The sequence below is a fragment of the Algoriphagus taiwanensis genome (genome assembly GCF_036245645.1).
GTDB lineage: Bacteria > Bacteroidota > Bacteroidia > Cytophagales > Cyclobacteriaceae > Algoriphagus > Algoriphagus taiwanensis.
Genome location: NZ_BTPE01000007.1, coordinates 197,793 through 215,471, shown reverse-complemented (window position 1 = coordinate 215,471; position 17,679 = coordinate 197,793). Strand labels below are relative to the sequence as shown.

The 17,679-nt window shown below is 45.1% G+C and carries 18 protein-coding genes; 5 read left to right on the top strand and 13 right to left on the bottom strand.

Annotated features, from left to right (window positions below):
- Positions 1–121: 121 nt before the first annotated feature.
- Both wecB and AAA938_RS11905 read left to right on the top strand, forming a co-directional pair.
- On the top strand, positions 122–1,216 hold the full coding sequence (gene wecB / locus AAA938_RS11910) for a non-hydrolyzing UDP-N-acetylglucosamine 2-epimerase (RefSeq protein WP_338228960.1): 1,095 nt from the start codon (positions 122–124) through the stop codon (positions 1,214–1,216).
- Positions 1,213–1,701, top strand: coding sequence for a cupin domain-containing protein (locus tag AAA938_RS11905; RefSeq protein ID WP_338228958.1), 489 nt, complete (start codon positions 1,213–1,215; stop codon positions 1,699–1,701). Before wecB ends, AAA938_RS11905 begins: the two co-directional genes overlap by 4 nt.
- Positions 1,702–1,704: 3 nt before the next feature.
- On the opposite strand, the gene AAA938_RS11900 is transcribed toward AAA938_RS11905, so the two are convergent.
- The 7 genes from AAA938_RS11900 to AAA938_RS11870 all read right to left on the bottom strand — a co-directional run bounded on the left by AAA938_RS11900 (position 1,705) and on the right by AAA938_RS11870 (position 9,486).
- Positions 1,705–2,145 (bottom strand): DinB family protein, encoded by a 441-nt coding sequence (locus tag AAA938_RS11900; RefSeq protein WP_338228957.1) that lies wholly within the window; start codon positions 2,143–2,145, stop codon positions 1,705–1,707.
- Between the two features lie 132 nt (positions 2,146–2,277).
- Positions 2,278–2,781 (bottom strand): hypothetical protein, encoded by a 504-nt coding sequence (locus AAA938_RS11895; protein WP_338228956.1) that lies wholly within the window; start codon positions 2,779–2,781, stop codon positions 2,278–2,280.
- Positions 2,782–2,922: 141 nt separating this feature from the next.
- A complete protein-coding gene (locus AAA938_RS11890) occupies positions 2,923–5,799 on the bottom strand; it encodes a TonB-dependent receptor (RefSeq protein ID WP_338228955.1) in 2,877 nt (958 codons plus the stop codon).
- Between the two features lie 101 nt (positions 5,800–5,900).
- Positions 5,901–7,403: a hypothetical protein gene (locus tag AAA938_RS11885; RefSeq protein WP_338228954.1), complete on the bottom strand. Its 1,503-nt coding sequence runs from the start codon at positions 7,401–7,403 to the stop codon at positions 5,901–5,903.
- Positions 7,404–7,588: 185 nt separating this feature from the next.
- Positions 7,589–8,560 (bottom strand): AAA family ATPase, encoded by a 972-nt coding sequence (locus AAA938_RS11880; protein ID WP_338228953.1) that lies wholly within the window; start codon positions 8,558–8,560, stop codon positions 7,589–7,591.
- A gap of 115 nt (positions 8,561–8,675) precedes the next feature.
- Complete coding sequence (locus tag AAA938_RS11875; protein WP_338228952.1) at positions 8,676–9,299, bottom strand: pseudouridine synthase; 624 nt, start codon at positions 9,297–9,299, stop codon at positions 8,676–8,678.
- Between the two features lie 10 nt (positions 9,300–9,309).
- Complete coding sequence (locus AAA938_RS11870; RefSeq protein WP_338220555.1) at positions 9,310–9,486, bottom strand: hypothetical protein; 177 nt, start codon at positions 9,484–9,486, stop codon at positions 9,310–9,312.
- A gap of 1,047 nt (positions 9,487–10,533) precedes the next feature.
- On the opposite strand from AAA938_RS11870, the gene AAA938_RS11865 reads away from it, so the two are divergent.
- Positions 10,534–12,066, top strand: coding sequence for a SulP family inorganic anion transporter (locus AAA938_RS11865; RefSeq protein WP_338228951.1), 1,533 nt, complete (start codon positions 10,534–10,536; stop codon positions 12,064–12,066).
- A gap of 261 nt (positions 12,067–12,327) precedes the next feature.
- On the opposite strand, the gene AAA938_RS11860 is transcribed toward AAA938_RS11865, so the two are convergent.
- From AAA938_RS11860 to AAA938_RS11840, 5 genes are all read right to left on the bottom strand, one after another.
- Entirely contained in the window at positions 12,328–12,960 is a 633-nt protein-coding gene (locus AAA938_RS11860; protein WP_338228950.1) for a low molecular weight phosphatase family protein, read from the bottom strand.
- A 68-nt stretch (positions 12,961–13,028) separates the two neighbouring features.
- Entirely contained in the window at positions 13,029–13,493 is a 465-nt protein-coding gene (locus AAA938_RS11855; protein WP_338228949.1) for a DUF6428 family protein, read from the bottom strand.
- A gap of 39 nt (positions 13,494–13,532) precedes the next feature.
- A complete protein-coding gene (locus AAA938_RS11850; protein ID WP_338228948.1) occupies positions 13,533–13,865 on the bottom strand; it encodes an ArsR/SmtB family transcription factor in 333 nt (110 codons plus the stop codon).
- A 72-nt stretch (positions 13,866–13,937) separates the two neighbouring features.
- Complete coding sequence (locus AAA938_RS11845; protein WP_338228947.1) at positions 13,938–14,342, bottom strand: SRPBCC domain-containing protein; 405 nt, start codon at positions 14,340–14,342, stop codon at positions 13,938–13,940.
- A 10-nt stretch (positions 14,343–14,352) separates the two neighbouring features.
- Positions 14,353–15,177: a VOC family protein gene (locus tag AAA938_RS11840; protein WP_338228946.1), complete on the bottom strand. Its 825-nt coding sequence runs from the start codon at positions 15,175–15,177 to the stop codon at positions 14,353–14,355.
- Positions 15,178–15,331: 154 nt separating this feature from the next.
- On the opposite strand from AAA938_RS11840, the gene AAA938_RS11835 reads away from it, so the two are divergent.
- A complete protein-coding gene (locus AAA938_RS11835) occupies positions 15,332–16,381 on the top strand; it encodes a hypothetical protein (RefSeq protein WP_338228945.1) in 1,050 nt (349 codons plus the stop codon).
- Here the strand turns inward: AAA938_RS11835 and AAA938_RS11830 are convergent.
- The gene (locus tag AAA938_RS11830) at positions 16,378–17,007 is read right to left on the bottom strand and encodes a response regulator (RefSeq protein WP_338228944.1); all 630 of its coding nucleotides are present in this window, start codon (positions 17,005–17,007) and stop codon (positions 16,378–16,380) included. The genes AAA938_RS11835 and AAA938_RS11830 overlap by 4 nt on opposite strands.
- 197 nt (positions 17,008–17,204) lie before the next feature.
- On the opposite strand from AAA938_RS11830, the gene AAA938_RS11825 reads away from it, so the two are divergent.
- The gene (locus AAA938_RS11825) at positions 17,205–17,651 is read left to right on the top strand and encodes a DUF6252 domain-containing protein (protein ID WP_338228943.1); all 447 of its coding nucleotides are present in this window, start codon (positions 17,205–17,207) and stop codon (positions 17,649–17,651) included.
- Positions 17,652–17,679 lie beyond the last annotated feature (28 nt).

Below are 17,679 nucleotides of genomic sequence, written 5' to 3'. Positions count from 1 at the left end.
TCAAAAATAATTTCAGAGCAAATAAACAAAAAACCGACCAAACCCCGCTCAAAGATCGGATAGATTAGCCAGCCTAAAAGCAGGATTCCTTATTTTTGCCGGGAACTTATCTCTCTTATTCATGGCAATTTTTACCGTGGTCGCAGGTGCAAGACCAAATTTTATGAAAATCGCACCTATCATTCATGCATTTCAAAAAAAACAAGCATCAGGCAAAGACTTACATTATAGACTGGTGCATACCGGTCAGCATTACGATAAAAAAATGTCCGGGGACTTTTTTGAGCAATTGAACATCCCGGAGCCTGATGCCAATTTGGGAGGTGGAGGGGGAACCCAAGCCGAACAGACAGCAGCCATCATGATAGCTTTTGAAAAAGAATTGATGGAAAATCGCCCAGACTTGGTGATTGTAGTAGGAGATGTGACGAGCACTTTGGCTTGCTCCATTGCTGCCAAAAAATTGGGAATCGATGTAGCCCACGTGGAGGGAGGAATTCGATCCGGGGACTTGAGTATGCCGGAAGAGATCAATCGAATGGTGACGGACTCGATTACGGATCATTTTTTCACCACTTCGGAGATTGCCAATACCAACTTGAGAAAGGCAGGAGTGCCTGAGGAAAAGATTCATTTTGTAGGAAATACGATGATCGATACCCTGAAGGCCCAAATGCCACGATTCAAAAAGCCGGAAGGGGAGGTTTTCAATACCCTTGAGCCTCAAAATTACTTCGTGATGACCATGCATCGCCCGGCCAATGTGGACCAGGAAAATTCCCTCAAGGCCATGATTGATGCCATCCTCGAAGGTACAGGTGGTCTTCCGATCGTTTTTCCGGTGCATCCCCGTACCGCAAAAAATCTTCAAAATCTGGGTATAAACGCCACCAACCTTCACTTGGTGGAACCTTTGGGCTACCTGGAGTTCAATTATTTGGTCAAAAATGCCAAAGGAGTAATCACTGATTCAGGTGGGGTGACTGAAGAGACTTCAGTGATGAATGTGCCTTGCGTGACCCTTCGAGACAATACTGAGCGGGCAGAGACGATTCATCTCGGAACCAACGAACTGGTAGGAACAGACCCGAAGAAGCTGAAGCCTTATCTGGATAAAATCATGGCTGGGGAATGGAAGCAATATCAGGGCATTCCCCTTTGGGATGGAAAAACAGCCGAAAGGATTGTTGATATTTTGGAAGCCCAATACGCATGAGTTTGGTAGATAAGCGGATTGCTGAACTGGTTCACCTCCTAGACATGAAAGCCCATCCGGAAGGGGGCTTTTATGCCGAAACCTACCGATCCCCTCAATCCATCCTAAAATCTGGCGAGGAAAGAAGCCTTACCACTTCCATTTACTTCCTCCTGAGGTCTGAAGATGTTTCGCATTTTCACCGAATCCAAAGCGATGAACTTTGGTATTGGCATGAGGGAAGCCCTCTGACTGTTCATTTATTGACAGAACAAGGACACGAAAAACTGAAGCTCGGGCCTGTGAATTCGGATGGGTGCAGACCTCAGCACTTGGTTCCTGCCCAAACTATTTTCGGCAGCACAGTGGATGATTCGGATAGTTACGCATTAGTCTCCTGCGTGGTAGCACCGGGATTTGATTTTCGGGACTTTGAACTCTTCACCGCTGAGGAGCTTTCTCCCTTGTTTCCTGATGCTCAGGAAATCATTAAAAAACTCACCTAACTATCACTTTCCGTATTTGAGAATCAAGGCCAGTTGCCCGGCGTGATAAGCTGTGTGAGTAGTGATTCTACCCAAGGCTTCGGCCTTTGTTTTTCTTCCAAACTCTTTGGTTTCGATCACCTCATCCCAATTTTCCTGCACAGAAATCGCCTTTTCCAGCATTTCAGCAGCATAGGTTGAAATCTCTTTGAGTTCGGCAAGATTCGTCCATTCACCGGTGTCTTTTCCTGCGATCAGGGTTTTGGCTACAATTTTGACCTCGGCCAATCCAAAGACATTCTTCGCAAAAAGTAGCTCCACTTCCGTAATATGACGGATCAAAAAGCCCGCTGAATTGGGGCTTTCTCCAAGATGCTTGGATAGGTCAGACTCCTGAGTGGCATCAAGAAGCTTGGTGAACCGTGTTCTCCCTTCTTTCCAAAGGGCAATCAAAGAATTGTTCATGGCTTGGTCGATTTAGTCCACCCACCCCCAAGGGGCAGCCGGCGGTTCTATGGCTTGAGTTAAGTCAAATCTTACGGTAAACAGGGTTTCCGAACCTAGTCTTCTCAAGTTGTAGGTAAAAGACGTGTCGTCCTAGGTAATCCACCAGACATTTCCCACAGCAGCGGGAAGCAAATTTGCGGTAAACTGGTCTGCGGGGAAAAACTGAGTGGTAGCCGAACCGGTATTGCTTGCTTTTCCCCCGTATTGGGTGACCCGATCTTCTTTCCCGTCTTCATGCCGATGATCATGCTTGAGTTGAATCAACCCATTATCCTCTTGAGTCAAAACCCAAGTACGGGACCGATCTTCCCCGACAAAAAAGGGAATCCGGATTTTCCCCTCTTCACAACTTCTGACATGCATGATCAACCGTCCATTAAATCGTGAATCACTTTCCGGCGAGATTAATTTTCCTTCGTAGGCTTTTCCACAATGGGCAGAAAGGTTCTTCCAAAAAGCTTCTGAAGAGGATAATTCTTGAGCTAACCCGGAAAAGCCAAAATTCAAAAAGAGGAATACCAGGAGATACTTCTTTAGGCTTTTGATAGGTTGGGATTTGAGGTAGGCAGGTTCGTTTAATTTAAGGGTTTTCATTCCAATGCAGAGTAGGGGAAAATGGATTGGATGTAAAGTAGCGAATAGTCTGAAAAATAAAGGAAGAATTTGGGCACTTCCTGAAAACGAAAAAAGCCTGCTGAGTCCAGCAGGCTTTTCCAGTTTTAGGTCATTGTGGTATTAAAAGGCAAATGAAACTCCAAATTTAATCTCTGTACCTGGTGCCAAATTGGTGAAAAATTGATCTTGGGCCTGATAAGAACTGAATACAATCTGTCTTTTGGAATTGAGGATGTTTTCCACACCAAAATTAGCGCGGATTCGCTCGTCGGCACCAAATGATTTATTCAGATTGAAGTTAAGCGAGTGGAAAGGTACAGTAAATGTATCCGTTCTATTTCCAAATCCGACCAAATTCAAGGTTGGTCCCTGCACATTGTAGAACAAACCTAGCTCCAGTCCTCTTTCAAATTTGTTGTAAGAAATGCCTGTATTGATGATGTATGGTGCTTGTCCTGCCATTTCTCGGGTATCTTCGATTACTTGTCCTTCTCTTGCAGTCAATTGTCTGGATCGAAGCTCCGTAGCTGACATTTGGATGCTGGACTCAGTGAAGGTCACGTTGGCATTCCACTGGAAGTTTTGAAGAGAAGGAGAGATAAAGGTCAGTGCTTTTCTAAATTCAAGTTCTACTCCGAGGACAGTACCTTGTCCTACATTTCTTGGCTGAAATGCTCCCGGGTCAGATAGGAACTGGACCATTTCGATAGGTTTGTCAAATGACTTGTAGAAACCACTCAAAGAGAACATCTGACCTCTTTCTTGGAATAATTCCCAACGGATGTCTAGGTTATTGATTCGAGTAGGGCTCAGATTACCATCCCAAAGCACTTCAGTGCCTCCATTGGTAGTTTCAGGGAAAAGACCTCCTACGAAGGTTCTACCGGTGATCGGGTCCAAAATCTCTGCATAAGACAATTCCTTGAAGGAAGGTCTTGCAATGGTTCGGGTTCCGGAAAGTCTCAGGTTTTGGTTTTCCTTGATGTTGAAAATCAAATTGACAGTTGGGAAGAAGTCCAAGTCATCCAATACGTTTTCATTATCCAATGAAATGGTTCCTGTATTGTTGGTTCCAGTGTAGAATTGGTCATATTTTTCCATTCTCACCCCAATTACCGCTTTGAGTTTATCGGCAGGATTAACTTCGGTAGAGACAAATCCTGCAATATTTCTGATGCTTGAATTGAAAGCATTTGGGTTGTTTGGAATGAAATCCGGGTCGTATCTTACTCCGTTGATGTTTCCCTGCTGGAAGAGATTTTCATCGTTTAGGATGGTATTTGGATCCCCATCAAAGCGCACATTTCCGGTAGGAAACTGAAAGCTTTGAATCAAGAAATCTCTTTCTTTAAATACATAAGCTCCCCCGAATTTCAGTTTTCCATCTCTTTGGAAAAGGTTGATTTGTCTAGACAAGTCGAGCTTACCTACCAAATTCACCTCGTCTAAAGATCTCCAGATTCTGGCTGGAAGTCCTGCTTCGGTACCTACCGTATTGTTAGGAAGTCTGAATCGGGTAAATCGGATATCCGGATCGTCCATGGTAGATCGGGTCGGAGCAAGTTTCCAGTTGATTTCCCACGCTCTTCCATTCAAATAGTGAGTACCTGAAAGCAAAATGCTGCTTAATCCTCGTTCACTATATTCCAAATTGTATTGTGTGGCTTCAAAGTTGGCCCCTAAGTTGGTATTCAAAAACAGGAATTGACCTGCCTTGGATTCTCCGTTTTGAAGGTGGAGAAAATTAAGTTTGAATTTAGAAGATTGGGTCTTCAAAGCGATTCCGGCGATTCCGCCCAGCAGGACATTGTTTACCCCATAGTCTCCTCTTTGTCTTTCCAAAGCCTCAAGTTCATTTTCATTAGAGTTTGCAGGTTTTGCAAAAAGGTTAAACTCAGCGTCTTTGTAAAATTCAGTTTCATTCTTGTAGGTGAAGGCAAAATTGTAGCCCCATGTAGCTCTGCTTCTAGCGATTTGATTTCCTAGTGAAAAACCCAATCCGAAGTCCATCAAACTTGAGTTTCTGTAGCCTCCAAGTGTTTTGTTGAAGCCTCTCAAAATAGACTGATATTCTTGGCCTTGAGGTCCATTTGGATTTCCTACAACTTGTGCATATTGTGGGATATCAGTTCTTCCGTCTGTAGGGATAGCTCTTGTGCCATCGTCAAAACCAAGCCAATCTGTGGATCCACCGTCGTATTTGAGGTAGTTGGAATTGAAGTGCATAGATGGGTTGATTCCTCCTGAGATACTGAGTCTCATTTCTCTTTCCTCAGGAAAATCTTTGGTCTCGATATCCACCACACCACCTGTGAAATCAGCAGGAAGGTCAGCAGTAAAGGATTTGGCCACTAGGATATTGTCAATCACATTGGTTGGGAAGATATCAATCTGAAGGGCATTTCTGTCTGGATCCAAACCAGGTACATCAACTCCGTTCAATACAGTTTTGGTATATCGGTCACCCAGTCCTCTCACATAGACGTATTTGCCTCCTTCGATGGAGACGCCAGTGACTCGCTTCACCGCAGAAGCTGCATCTCCATCTCCAATCTGACGGAATGTACTGGCAGAAATACCATCCAAGACATTGGGAGCATTTCTTTTTACTGACATCAAAGCAGATTCAGTAGTACGGATAGCGGAGGCGGTAGTAGTAAAGGTTTCCAACTCTTCCGCTGCTTCCATCATCAAGATGTCATTCAATACGGTCACCTGTCCTGATTTCACGTCTACCTGTGTCAATTCTACGGTAGAGTAGGAGATATAGGAAATCTGAAGGGTAAAAACTCCAGCAGGGACTTGTATTTCAAATTTTCCGTCAAAATCTGTGACGGCACCGGTTGATGTTTCTTTGACTAAAACAGAGGCGCCGAAAAGGGGTTCGCCTGTTCTTTCATCGAAGATTGCACCTCTGATGGTGCCATTTTGTGCTTGGGTGAATCCTGATATTCCGATCAATAAAAGGAATACCAGAAAGGATAGTGTTCGTTTCATGAACTTTTAGATTGTTTGTTACAGCAAATTCAATTTTTAAACAGAAGGAAAGGAAGGCGCCTTGCAAGCACACTTCCTTTCCTAAAAAAGTCCTTTATGATTTAGAAATCAGCAAGAGCGCCGGATACGTCAGCCCAAGTCCAAGCTACAAAAGCAGCTTTGTCTGCTCCAACAGTATTTGCACCTTTTGCTACAGCAGTGGCGTGTACATCTGTTCCACTTCTGAAGACATTGGCTAGAGTTGCACCTTCCGGTAATACCGTTTCCAAAGAAGCAAATTTCAATGAACCATCTGCAAATGCAGTAAGGGTCTTATCACCACTTAGGGAGAAGTCACCTCTTCCGTCGCTAGCTGCAGGAGCAGGGAAATCGAAGAAGTAGATTTTTTCAAACATGCCACGGGCACCGTCTCTGAAGTCACCCAATTCAGCTGTAGGGTTACCCTTAACAGAACCATTCATTAAAGTGTGTCCTGCTAAATATGAACCTTCTGGTCCGTCAATTTCAAGTGCATGGTCAGTATTGTCACCGCACAATACGATGAAGTTGTCCAAAGTACCTGCCCAAGCTTGGTCAGTATCCAATGCATCATCTCCTGCATTCCATACCAAAGCGTTGGTTACGCTTACAGTACCACCAAACCACTCGATTCCATCGTCTTGGTTACCGATTACTTCTACGTTTTCGATTACTGTACCGGAACCTACACCACCTAGGGTAAGACCGTTGATTTCGTTACCTTCTCCGATGTTAGCACCACCGTGACGGATAGATACAAATTTCAAAATACCGGAATTGTCTTCGTCGTTAGTACCGCCGTAAAGGCCATTGGTGTCTGATGGTGGAATACCTTCAATCTGGATTTCAGTCACATTTCCTGCGAAAGAACCTCTTGCATTACCCAAGATCAAAAGACCACCCCAAAGACCGTTCAAGTCAGGAGTTAAGTTGGGAGATTCGATCATCCCCGGCTCAATTTCGTCAGCAATAGTCGTGAAAATGATAGGAGCGGTGGCAGTACCCTGAGCATCGATTTTTGCTCCTCTGGCGATTACCAAAGCAGAAGCATTAGCACCGGTACCTACTTCGCCTTTTACTACTACTCCTTCCTCGATGGTTAAAGTAGCGCCTGCAGTCACTGAAATTCTACCTCCAAGGATATATGTCTTACCAGTTTCCCAAGTTGTGTTGGTTGTAATGTTGGAAGTTACTCTGACAGTAGTCTCTTCAGCCTGTACAGTCAATACGTGCTGTGCAGTAGCTGCATCCCCATCTACATCGGTAACTGTGAAAACAAAAACAATATTTTTTCCCGCATCTGCAGGAGTGGCAGTGTATTCAAACGGAGCAGAAGCAGTAGTACCACTCAAGGGAACAGTGGCCAAAGGAGCTCCATCTTTAGTAATTGAAAGTTGGGCAAGACCATCAGGAGCTGTCGCTGTGGCAGTCACAGGTCCTAGTGTTCCTCCTGCTGGGATGGTAGCTGTGGCAGGAATTCCAGAAATGGTCACTCCGTTATCTGGAGTTGGATCATCATCGTCACAGCTAGTGAAGGTGATAATCACCGCCGAGAACAACATTAATAAGTAATTGAACTTTTTCATGTGTTATAAATTGAATTATGGTTTGCTCGTATTTCGATGCAAAGGTGAATTCAATTTCCCGGCTTGGTAGAATGATTTGAATTATGCTTTTTTTAAAAAACCAGACAGAATTTAATATTGCTTTAACAAAAAATGCATAAAAAAAGGCTTCCCGTCCGAGAAGCCTTTTAAAGGGTTATTTCATGTTATTTTAATGTTACCGCCTTATTGATCGGCACTTTTTCCAAGAGCGTGCGAACCAGGCTTCTTGTGTCCACTCCGTCGGCTTCTGCCTCATAATTGAGCAAAATTCGGTGGTTCAGTACATCTTCGGCGATTTCCTTGATATCCTCTGGCAGCACATAATCCCGTCCATCCATGTAGGCGATCGCCTTAGCGGCAAGGTTCAAATTGATACTTGCCCTTGGAGATACTCCAAACATGATGTACTTCGCCTCGTCCTTCAATCCGTACTGCTGTGGAAAACGCGTAGCAAAGACCAGCTCGATAATGTAATTCTCCAGCGGTTCGGCCAGTTTGATGGCATTGATCTCGTTTCTGATATCAAAAATATCCTGCTTGGAAAGGATTGCCTTGACTTCAGAGCTGTATTGCATATTGGACATGCGGCGCATGACTTCCAGTTCGTCGGATTTGCTTGGGTAATCGATGTGGACTTTCATCATGAATCGGTCCACCTGAGCTTCAGGAAGGGGATAAGTTCCCTCTTGATCTACAGGGTTTTGCGTAGCCAAAACCAAAAATGGGCGATCCAATTGGAAGGTAGTTTCGCCGATGGTTACTTGCTTTTCCTGCATCGCTTCCAAAAGAGCAGATTGCACTTTTGCAGGAGATCGGTTGACTTCATCCGCCAAAATCACATTGGCGAAAATAGGTCCTTTTTTCACCTCAAAATTGGCTGTCTGTTGATTGTAAATCATCGTTCCGATCAGGTCGGAAGGCAATAAATCGGGAGTAAACTGAATCCGGTTGAAGTCCAAATGCAGGACTTTGGCCAGGGTGTTTACAGTGAGGGTTTTTGCCAAACCCGGAACCCCTTCAAGTAGAATATGTCCGTTGGTAAACAAACCGATCAAAAGGCGATTGACCATTTTGTCTTGGCCCACTACCACTTTTTTGACTTCCTGAATTACTTCTGCGATTTTTTCCTGATGCATGAATCTGACATTTATTACCCGATTGGGAGGCCTAAAATAGGGGAATTTGTTCCAACCCACAATCTTAAATGGTAGGAACGGAAAAGCCTTGGGCTAAACAGATTTTTAGGATTTTTTAAGAGCGGCGGTTCTTATGGTTAGCACCGGTCTTGGCATATCCGGTCAGGCCCAGCATTCGGTAGACGGATTCCTGTTCCATCTCCCGTACTTCTCCGGATTGCATGCCTTCGATGGTGATTTTTTCCATTGAAAAGCGAACCAGCCTGAGCGTAGGAAAGCCTACTGCTGCGGTCATCTTTCTTACCTGCCTGTTTTTCCCTTCGATCAAAGTAAGAGAAACCCAAGTATCCGGAATGCTTGCCCGGTACCGAATCGGCGGATTTCGGTCGGGAAGAGTGGGTACAGGATCAAGGATTTTGGCAATGGCGGATTTGGTTAGGTAGTCTTTGCCATCTACATTGATCGTGACTCCGGATTGCAATTGTTTTAGTGCCTCAGGTGTAGGAATTCCCTCTACTTGGGCATAATAAGTACGTTGATGACCAAAGCGAGGATTGAGGAGATGATGATTGAGCCATTTGTCGTCAGTGATTAAAAGCAATCCTTCACTGTCCTTGTCCAAGCGCCCTACAGGGTAAACTTCCTTGGGAAAAGCGCCGAGAGAGGCCAATGTGGGCCCCTCTCCGCTGAATTGGCTGACTACGCCAAATGGTTTGTAAATGATAAAGTATCTAGGCAAAACTTCGAGATTAACTTCCGCAGCCTATGCAGTCAAAGTGTGAATCCATGGGCTTTACACCCTTAAGCTGCATTTCCAGATTATGAATCTGATCCCGGACTTCCATATCTGCAAACATGTCGCCGGTTAGCTTTCCTTTGAGGGAGGCAATGGCCTCCTCGAGTGCTTGTTTTTGTTGTTCGGTCATAAAAGTGGTGTTTGGTTGTTTTGATTGAGTGGTTTGAAAATAGCCAAAACCTTCGAAAAGGTTCCGGGATATTTTCATTTTTTTAGACTCAAAAATGAGGCCATTTGAGGCTGAGGAGATTAGATTGAAAATTTGTGATTTGAAATTTGATTGATTGGTTCAAGTCTTCAGACTCGAACCCACTAAACGAACTCGAACTGATTTAAGTCTCCTGACCTGTCTGCACCAGGCGGGACTGCCCGGTGAAGGCGGGCGTGGACCAATTTCCTTATTGTTTAGACTAAGTGCCAAAGGCACGTCCTGTAAAAGCAAGGCATCAAATGCCTTGCCAAGGTTTAGACCGGATAGAGAGCCCTGAAAGGGCGACCTGTATAGATCGCGCCTTCAGCGCTCCAAGGGAATCCATTTTGGATTGCATCCCCAAATTGAATTTGTGGTTGGTAAAAAACGCACCTTCAGTGCTTAATCGGTACCGAATGGTTCAAGTCTCCTGACTTGGACCACCTTCGCTAACCCACCAATTCAAATCTCCTGATCCAAGCTGAACCAATCAAACACTTTTCTGAACCAAAAAAGCAGTCTGAAGACTGCATGAAGAAGAAGTCCAAGCCTGCCTATGTCGTCAGACTGGTCTGAAGACTTGAACTAGCTGGAGCCTGCCTTTGTCGTCAGACAGGTCTTAAGACTTGAACTATCCGGACTGGTTCAAGTCTCCTGACTTGGACCAAACCATCATAGGCTCTAATGGTTCAAGTCTCCTGACTTGGACCTACGATTGCCTGACTTGGACAAAAACATCATAGGCTCAAAAACTTTTTGCAAGTCTTCTCTATCGATTGAATGGGTTGGAATGGAGGATTTTCTTTTCAAAACTTTGTTTGATTTTATGGGTAAAAACCAAATATTATTCTAAACAGGGGTTTTTGGTTACCTTTGCACATCTCAGATAAAGTAGCCCCCATAGAAAAAGTCAATTCGTTTGGCATGTTTCAATAAGTCATTCGGGCTACTCTTTTCTCCAATTTTCATAAAGTTTCATTTTCCCAGATGAAGAAGTATTTCAACCTATTTGACCTCAGACAAATAGTAGACTACAAAATCGAGATCCTATCGGGCCTGACTGTTGCCTTAGCCTTGATTCCGGAGGCAGTAGCCTTTGCTTTTATTGCTGGACTTTCTCCCCTGACAGGGCTTTATGCTGCTTTTGTGATGGGTTTGGTGACTTCGATTCTGGGCGGTAGACCGGGAATGATCTCCGGCGCGACAGGGGCGATAGCGGTGGTGATCGTGACCTTAGCTGCAACTCAAGGCGTGGAATATGTCTTTGCAGCAGTGATCCTTTCGGGATTGCTTCAGGTGATTTTTGGTTCTTTGAAATTGGGGAAATTCATCCGCTTGGTTCCCCATCCGGTTATTTTTGGTTTTGTCAATGGCCTGGCCATCATCATTTTCATGTCCCAATTGGATCAGTTCAAAGGGGAAGATGGGCAATGGCTGAGTGGTCCGACCCTGTATGTGTTTTTGGGCTTGGTGCTTTTGGCTATGGTTATTATTTGGGGTCTGCCCAAGTTAACGAAAGCGATTCCAGCCTCCTTGACCTCTATTTTGGTCGTTTTTGGAGTGGTAGCTGCCTTGGGTTTGGATACCAAAACGGTGGGCGATATGGCAAGTATCAAAGGAGGTTTTCCTCCCTTCCATATCCCGAGTGTGCCTTTTGCTTGGGAAACCTTGGAGATTATTTTTCCTTATGCCCTGATTATGGCCGGAGTTGGGCTAATTGAGTCTCTGTTGACCTTGAATATTGTCGATGAAATCACCGAAACCAGAGGCCGCAGCAACAAAGAGGCAGTCGCTCAGGGATTGGCCAATGTGGCCTCGGGATTTTTCTCCGGCATGGGAGGCTGTGCGATGATCGGGCAGAGCTTGATCAATATTTCTTCCGGTGCTAGAGCCAGACTTTCCGGGATTGTGGCTTCCGTGATGCTGTTAGTTTTTATCATGTTTGGTTCCAGTCTGATCGAGCAGGTTCCGATGGCAGCCCTGACCGGGTTGATGATTATGGTTTCGATCGGGACTTTTGAGTGGGCGAGTTTGCGGACGATCACGAAAATGCCCAAAAAGGATATTTTCCTGATGTTTTTGGTAACGGGGATAACTGCAGTTCTTCACAATCTAGCATTGGCCGTATTGATTGGGGTGATTTTGGCTGCTTTGTTTTTTGCTTGGGATAATGCCAAGCGAATCCGCGCTAGAAAATATGTGGACGAAAAGGGAATCAAACACTACGAAATGTTTGGCCCTCTGTTTTTCGGTTCTGTGACGGCTTTCGGAGAAAAATTCGATGTGCTCAATGATCCCGAAGAAGTGATTATAGACTTTGCAGAAAGCCGGGTAGTCGATATGTCTGCCATCGAAGCGCTGAATAAAATCACCGAGCGCTATCAGAAAGTAGGTAAAAAAGTCCATCTCAGACACCTCAGCCCTGATTGCAGAAAACTTCTGGCTAAAGCTGATGAAATCATCGAAGTGAATATCTTAGAAGATCCTACTTACAAAGTGGCGATTGATGATTTGGCTTGATTGGGTTATGCTGCTTTTCCGAAGTCAGAAAACAAAGTAATTGAATAAAAAGTCCAGCTTCTGGAGAAGCGGGACAAACCAAGTGATTTTCCCACAGATATTCGCAGATAAAATCACAGATAAGCACAGATATTTCGCTGGCTTGGATTTGTGTTGCTTTTCCGAAAGCAGCGCAAAGGTTGGATAGAGTCTAGGGATGGGAAAAAACAACCATTTTTATCTTTAGTCTAGCCTCTTTGTCTAATGTCTTGTGTCTGAAATCTAACCTCTAGCTATCTGGGAAAATACATACAACATCTCCGACGCAATCTGATGGGAGCGTTTATCATACATTTCAGCTTCTAATTCCGTATCGTCAAAGGCCTTCGGATCCTCGTATCTTACTGGGATGCGTTGCTCAGTACCGGGGATAAAAGGGCAATTTTCATCCGCATGGTCACAGGTCATCACCGCCGCAAATTGACTTGCTGTATTGGCAGGGTCATCGTAAGTTTTGGAAAAGGCGGTAATTGGGGCACTTTCTTCGGAATAAAAGACAGAATAAATCGGATTGCTTCCATTGGCTTTAGAAGAAATCCTGAAACCACTTCGCTTCAAAGAATTAACTGCCCGTTCATTAAACGCAGTCACTTCAACTCCACCTGAGTAGCAATTTGCAGGGATGCCGTGAAGATCTGCAGCTGTTTTGGCCCAAATCTGGGAAAACTGACTTCGGCGGGAATTGTGGGTACAGATGAAATTCAAATTCACCTCTTCCCCTTCATCGACTTTGGACTGGATGTAGTCGATCAGGACTTGCAATACTTCCATTCGGTCCGGAGGTATGAAGAGTTCGCCGGCTTTTTTGATGGTTTCGGCCAGCAATGGATAAAGGGTAGATTTTGATGAAGCCATTGGATTGGTGATTTAAATGGAAAAAGACCTTCCAGGTTTTTGAAACCTAAAAGGTCTGGGAATTAGACTTAGCAGCAACCTGAGCCTGGTGCGCAGGAGGAAGCTTGCAATTGGGAAAGACGGACCTTTGGCTTTTGGGCAGGAATGCCACAGTTGTCCTTGGCCAGGCAGTCGGTCATTTTGGTGGTCAGGAGGAAGTTTTTCCCGTCATGGTCCAAACCGTATTTTCCAATGGTCTCCCCTTGGTATTCCACTTCGATTTCCAAGTCAGGAATTCCAAGAACTCGCTCAGAAAGCTCGATGATGCTTACCAATTTCTCAGGGTGGAGGCGATGGTCATAGTCATCGGCATTCCAAAGCTGGAAATTTACTTTTTGTTCCTTTCGGATGGTCCCACCGCAGTCGATGAAATGCTTATCGACCAGGCCGATTTCGGTCACGTGAAAGTGGCTCGGAACCAGGTCGCCGTTTGGAAGTTGGAAAGCGATGGTTTCAGATTGGGAGAGAATGGATTTGGCTTCTGAGAGTAGCATGATTTATTGCTTTATTACGATGATTGAATGTAAATTTTTTTAGCAGGCAGGACCGCAGCAATCCGCATAGGTTTGGAAGAATTCTTCGAAGAGGGATTTCAGCCCATTCCATTTTTCGGGATTGATGCAGTAATTGACCCGGGTGCCTTCGATGGTTCCTTGGATCAAGCCAGCTTCCTTGAGCTCCCGAAGGTGTTGGGAAATGGTAGCCTGTGCCAGGCCGATTTCCAAAACCAAGTCCCCGTTGATGCAGGATTTGGTCTTAATGAGGTGCTGCAGAATGGCGATTCGGGCAGGATGAGCGATCGCTTTGGCTAATTGGGCGATTTCGTTTTGCTCTTCAGTGAAAAGATGTGTCTGAGTGACTCCCATGCTTTCTAATTATTTATTGCAATATTACGATAGATACTTTTCAAAGTTTACAATCCTCCAGAAATTCTCGAATTATTTTTCGCAGTACTTCTTGAAATTGTCCAGAATCGCCTGCCAACCCTGCCGCTGTAGCTCTATGGGATTTTGATCCTCGGCTTCGAAGATTTCCGTCACCAAAACTCCGCCTGCTTGGGATTCAAAAAAGACATCCAGTTTTCTGCCATCTCCCATTGTACTTCGGATTTCCTTTTGAGGGATTATTTCAGAATAGGTGCCCCAAAAGTCAAAGCTGAAACTCCCATCTTTAGCAGCCATGGTGGAATGAAACTCACCCCCTGGCCTTAGGTCGATTTTCGAGTCAGGACAATGCCAATCGTCCGAGGCAAAATTCCATCCGGTGACGTGTTCTCCTAGGGTCCAATAATCCCAGACGTTTTCCAAAGGAGCATTTATTTGCGCGCTGATTTTTATTTCCATTATTTCGAGATTATGCCGGGTTTTTCAAGTCATCAATGCAAAGCTTATCCATTTTCAAAAGAGCGTTCATCGCTTTTTGGCCTTTTTGAGGATCATTGATCCACTGCCCAAGGTCCTTGGGGATAATCTGCCAGGAATGACCAAAGCGGTCGGTCAACCAGCCACAGCGGTCATAATGCCCTCCTGCTCCCAGTTTTTCCCAAAAGAAATCTATCTCCTCCTGATCCTCACAGGTGACTACCAAGGAATTGCCCGGGCTAAATCCAAAATCATGAGTTTCGGTGCTGCTCATCAGATTGACCAGGTAGCCTTCCAGCTTCACTTGGGCAAACAGCAGGTCCTCGGAACCAGGATGAGGGGCTTCCATCAGCTTATTGCTTTCCGGGAAAATCCCCAGGTAAAACTCCATTGCTTCCCTTGCCCGACTTCTGTTTTCATTGACAAAAAGTAGGCAGGGGACCATCTTTTGAGGACTTCGGATCGGGTCTGCATCCAGCTGCCAGTTGGTGCCAAAGCGATCCGTCACCCAAGCATATTTTGGACTCCAAGGGTAAGATCCCAAGGGAAAAATAGCCTTTCCTCCCTCCATCAAATCCCCATACAACTTATCGATATCCACTTCCGCTCCGCAATAGATGAAATAGGAGCAAGCCTCGGTCTGCTGATACTTTGGCCCGCCATTCAAACCCATCATCGGAGTCCCCAAAATCTCAAATTCGACTGCGATGGGATTCTTTTCCAGAATCCGGGAATTTGGGAAAACCGAGGTATAATAATCAGCTGCTTCAGCCGCTTCGTGGTCAAACCACAAGCAGGGGTAAATCAATCTGGACATAGGCGGGTATAGGAAAGAAAAGATGCAAAAGATAGGCTTTTTGGAGACTTAATACCCCAAACTACGTACTAGCACGGATAAAAAAACCGGGTTTGCCGGGATTCTACCACTTTTTGGAATGATCCAACTTTAGGTTCCCAAAAAAATAAAAATTATGAAAACTCTATTTCTTGCGTTTTTGCTCCTGCTTGTGGAGCTCGCACCCCCTACAGTTTTGTCCGAAAAGGACATCAAAACCACCAGTTTCAATAAAAAGAACCAAGGAAGCAAGGCTCCCAAAAAGGTTTTTATCCGAAGTTTCAATGCACTTTTTGAGGTGTATGAGGAGGCTTCGGCCAAGACTTCAAGCCGACGCTCAGACCGCGCGGATCGGACGACTTTTACCTCAGGCACCATGACCAAAATGGGCGTTCAGATTGCCGGTGTGGATGTGGACGACTTTCAAAAAATCATCAATGATGCCTACGCAACTTATGTGAAGCAGCTGACTAGCCAAGGTTTCGAAATCATGAGCGCTGATGAGGCCTCGAAATACGAATACTTTGCAGAATGGACCAAGGTAAAAGGCGGTGCGAGTTCCGATGCTCAGGCTGCCGGATATGTGATGGTCACCCCTGTAGGATTTGAATACCTGGTGAAAAAAATCTCTGCAAGCGGAAAGCAAAAAATGGGCGGGGGATTACTTGACAATACTCCAAAAATGTCCAAGGAAATGGATAACGTATTTATCGCTGATGTAAACTTTGTATTCCCATTCGTGAATTTGGACGCAGACTCGGATACCTGGACCAATTCCACTTCTGTCAAAGCCAAGATCGATTACCGAATTGAGCCGATCGTGGATCCGACTGAAAACAAGGCTTCTTTGGGAGGCGGACCCAACTTGCTTTCTCAGGTGAGCTTTATGTCAGGTTTGGATATCGGAAACAATCCCCTCTTCCACGCCAAAGTGGAGCCGAAGAAGGCGGTATCTTTTGAAGGAGTATTTAAGGACAAAAAGATCAGGGAAACTACCTCGGCCCAGTCCGACATGTTTTCCAAGGCTGGGTACTCCCAATTGGTCATGACCTCAGGCGAGCAGCGGACAGTTGCCTCTCATTTCGCCGAGTGCAACAAGGAAGCGTACATCAATGCAGCCTCAGGCACCATCAATGATTTGATCGAGGCCGGTTTGGCCAATTTCCAAGAGATGACCAAAGACTAGGACAATCCCCCTACCAGGTTATTTTCCATAGCAAATTTCAAAAGACCAACCAGCGAGTTGGTCTTTGTTTTTTGGTAGATGTTTTTTCGGTGGGTTTCCACGGTGCGCTCGGAGATGTGAAGTTTTTCTCCGATTTCCTTATTTGAAAACTCATCAAAAATCAGCTTCAGCACTTCCTTTTCCCGATCTGTCAGTATCCGCTCATCCTCGGGAAATTGCATTCGCTGAATCAGGATTTTTTGAATTCCCATGCTGAAATACATCCCACCTTTGGATACCTCTTCTACCGCTTTCAGCAATTCGGAATGGGCAGATTTTTTTAATACATACCCTTCCGCCCCGGTGGCCAAAGCTTCTTTTACCCGATAGGGTTCATCATGCATACTCAGGAAAATCAAACGGACTTTAGGGTAGAGGCTTTTTACTTTTTGAGCAAAAGCAATCCCTCCGATCTCGGGGATGGAGATGTCCGAAATAATCAAATCGGGGATTTCTGACCGGATTTTCGCTAAAGCACCTTCCACTGTATCTGCTGTGTCCACTTCGGAAATGCCGGGTTGAGACTGAATCAAAAATTTCAAACCATCCAAAAGAATGCGATGGTCATCTACAAGAAGGATTTTCATGAAAAGGGGTGGTAGGTAGGTTGAATTGGTTCAGTGAACTTAAGGAAAAGTGAATATAGGAGGCAAATCAAAATCCTTTTTTGAATGGGCCGGCCGATTTTTTTAAGCCCTACCCAGTAGCACGGATAAAATATACCCAATCCGGGGGATTCTATGGCTTGAGCTTTCAGAGCAATTTGCCAAAAAAATATTTTACTATGAAACTACGATCTCTTCTCCTCAGTCTTTTAGCCTTGGTGTTTTTTGCATGTCCAGGAAGTGATGATGATGATATCCCTGCGGGTTCCCTGAATGTAGAAGCCACTATCGATGGAAAAGAATGGAAAGCTTCCGGCAATAGCCGAATCACTACCGTAGCCGGATTTACGGTTTTTGCGATTGGTGCAGGTGCCACCGACCGATCAAGCATGGCCATCACGCTGGATGCCGAGCGCACAGGAAATTTTGACCTCAATGGCACGGCTATCTGGACTACCGCGGACCAAGTCGTCCACAACGCGACCTCAGGAACACTGACCATCACCAAGCTGGAAGACAATAAAGTGTCCGGGACATTTTCTTTCAAAGCCCGCCCCATGACTGGTTCAGGTCCCGAAGTGAATGTCACCAACGGGAAGTTTACCGACATCAATATCATGCGATAAAGGCTGGAATGCTATAAAAATCCCAAGA

Bases quoted from the DNA above. Each gene is read 5' to 3' on its own strand.
- AAA938_RS11890 (WP_338228955.1), bottom strand. From the start codon at position 5,799: ATGAAACGAACACTATCCTTTCTGGTATTCCTTTTATTGATCGGAATA.
- AAA938_RS11830 (WP_338228944.1), bottom strand. From the start codon at position 17,007: ATGAAAATCCTTCTTGTAGATGACCATCGCATTCTTTTGGATGGTTTG.
- wecB (WP_338228960.1), top strand. From the start codon at position 122: ATGGCAATTTTTACCGTGGTCGCAGGTGCAAGACCAAATTTTATGAAA.
- AAA938_RS11850 (WP_338228948.1), bottom strand. From the start codon at position 13,865: ATGGGAGTCACTCAGACACATCTTTTCACTGAAGAGCAAAACGAAATC.
- AAA938_RS11905 (WP_338228958.1), top strand. From the start codon at position 1,213: ATGAGTTTGGTAGATAAGCGGATTGCTGAACTGGTTCACCTCCTAGAC.
- AAA938_RS11870 (WP_338220555.1), bottom strand. From the start codon at position 9,486: ATGACCGAACAACAAAAACAAGCACTCGAGGAGGCCATTGCCTCCCTC.
- AAA938_RS11900 (WP_338228957.1), bottom strand. From the start codon at position 2,145: ATGAACAATTCTTTGATTGCCCTTTGGAAAGAAGGGAGAACACGGTTC.
- AAA938_RS11840 (WP_338228946.1), bottom strand. From the start codon at position 15,177: ATGTCCAGATTGATTTACCCCTGCTTGTGGTTTGACCACGAAGCGGCT.
- AAA938_RS11825 (WP_338228943.1), top strand. From the start codon at position 17,205: ATGAAACTACGATCTCTTCTCCTCAGTCTTTTAGCCTTGGTGTTTTTT.
- AAA938_RS11835 (WP_338228945.1), top strand. From the start codon at position 15,332: ATGAAAACTCTATTTCTTGCGTTTTTGCTCCTGCTTGTGGAGCTCGCA.
- AAA938_RS11865 (WP_338228951.1), top strand. From the start codon at position 10,534: ATGAAGAAGTATTTCAACCTATTTGACCTCAGACAAATAGTAGACTAC.
- AAA938_RS11880 (WP_338228953.1), bottom strand. From the start codon at position 8,560: ATGCATCAGGAAAAAATCGCAGAAGTAATTCAGGAAGTCAAAAAAGTG.
- AAA938_RS11895 (WP_338228956.1), bottom strand. From the start codon at position 2,781: ATGAAAACCCTTAAATTAAACGAACCTGCCTACCTCAAATCCCAACCT.
- AAA938_RS11855 (WP_338228949.1), bottom strand. From the start codon at position 13,493: ATGCTACTCTCAGAAGCCAAATCCATTCTCTCCCAATCTGAAACCATC.
- AAA938_RS11860 (WP_338228950.1), bottom strand. From the start codon at position 12,960: ATGGCTTCATCAAAATCTACCCTTTATCCATTGCTGGCCGAAACCATC.
- AAA938_RS11845 (WP_338228947.1), bottom strand. From the start codon at position 14,342: ATGGAAATAAAAATCAGCGCGCAAATAAATGCTCCTTTGGAAAACGTC.
- AAA938_RS11885 (WP_338228954.1), bottom strand. From the start codon at position 7,403: ATGAAAAAGTTCAATTACTTATTAATGTTGTTCTCGGCGGTGATTATC.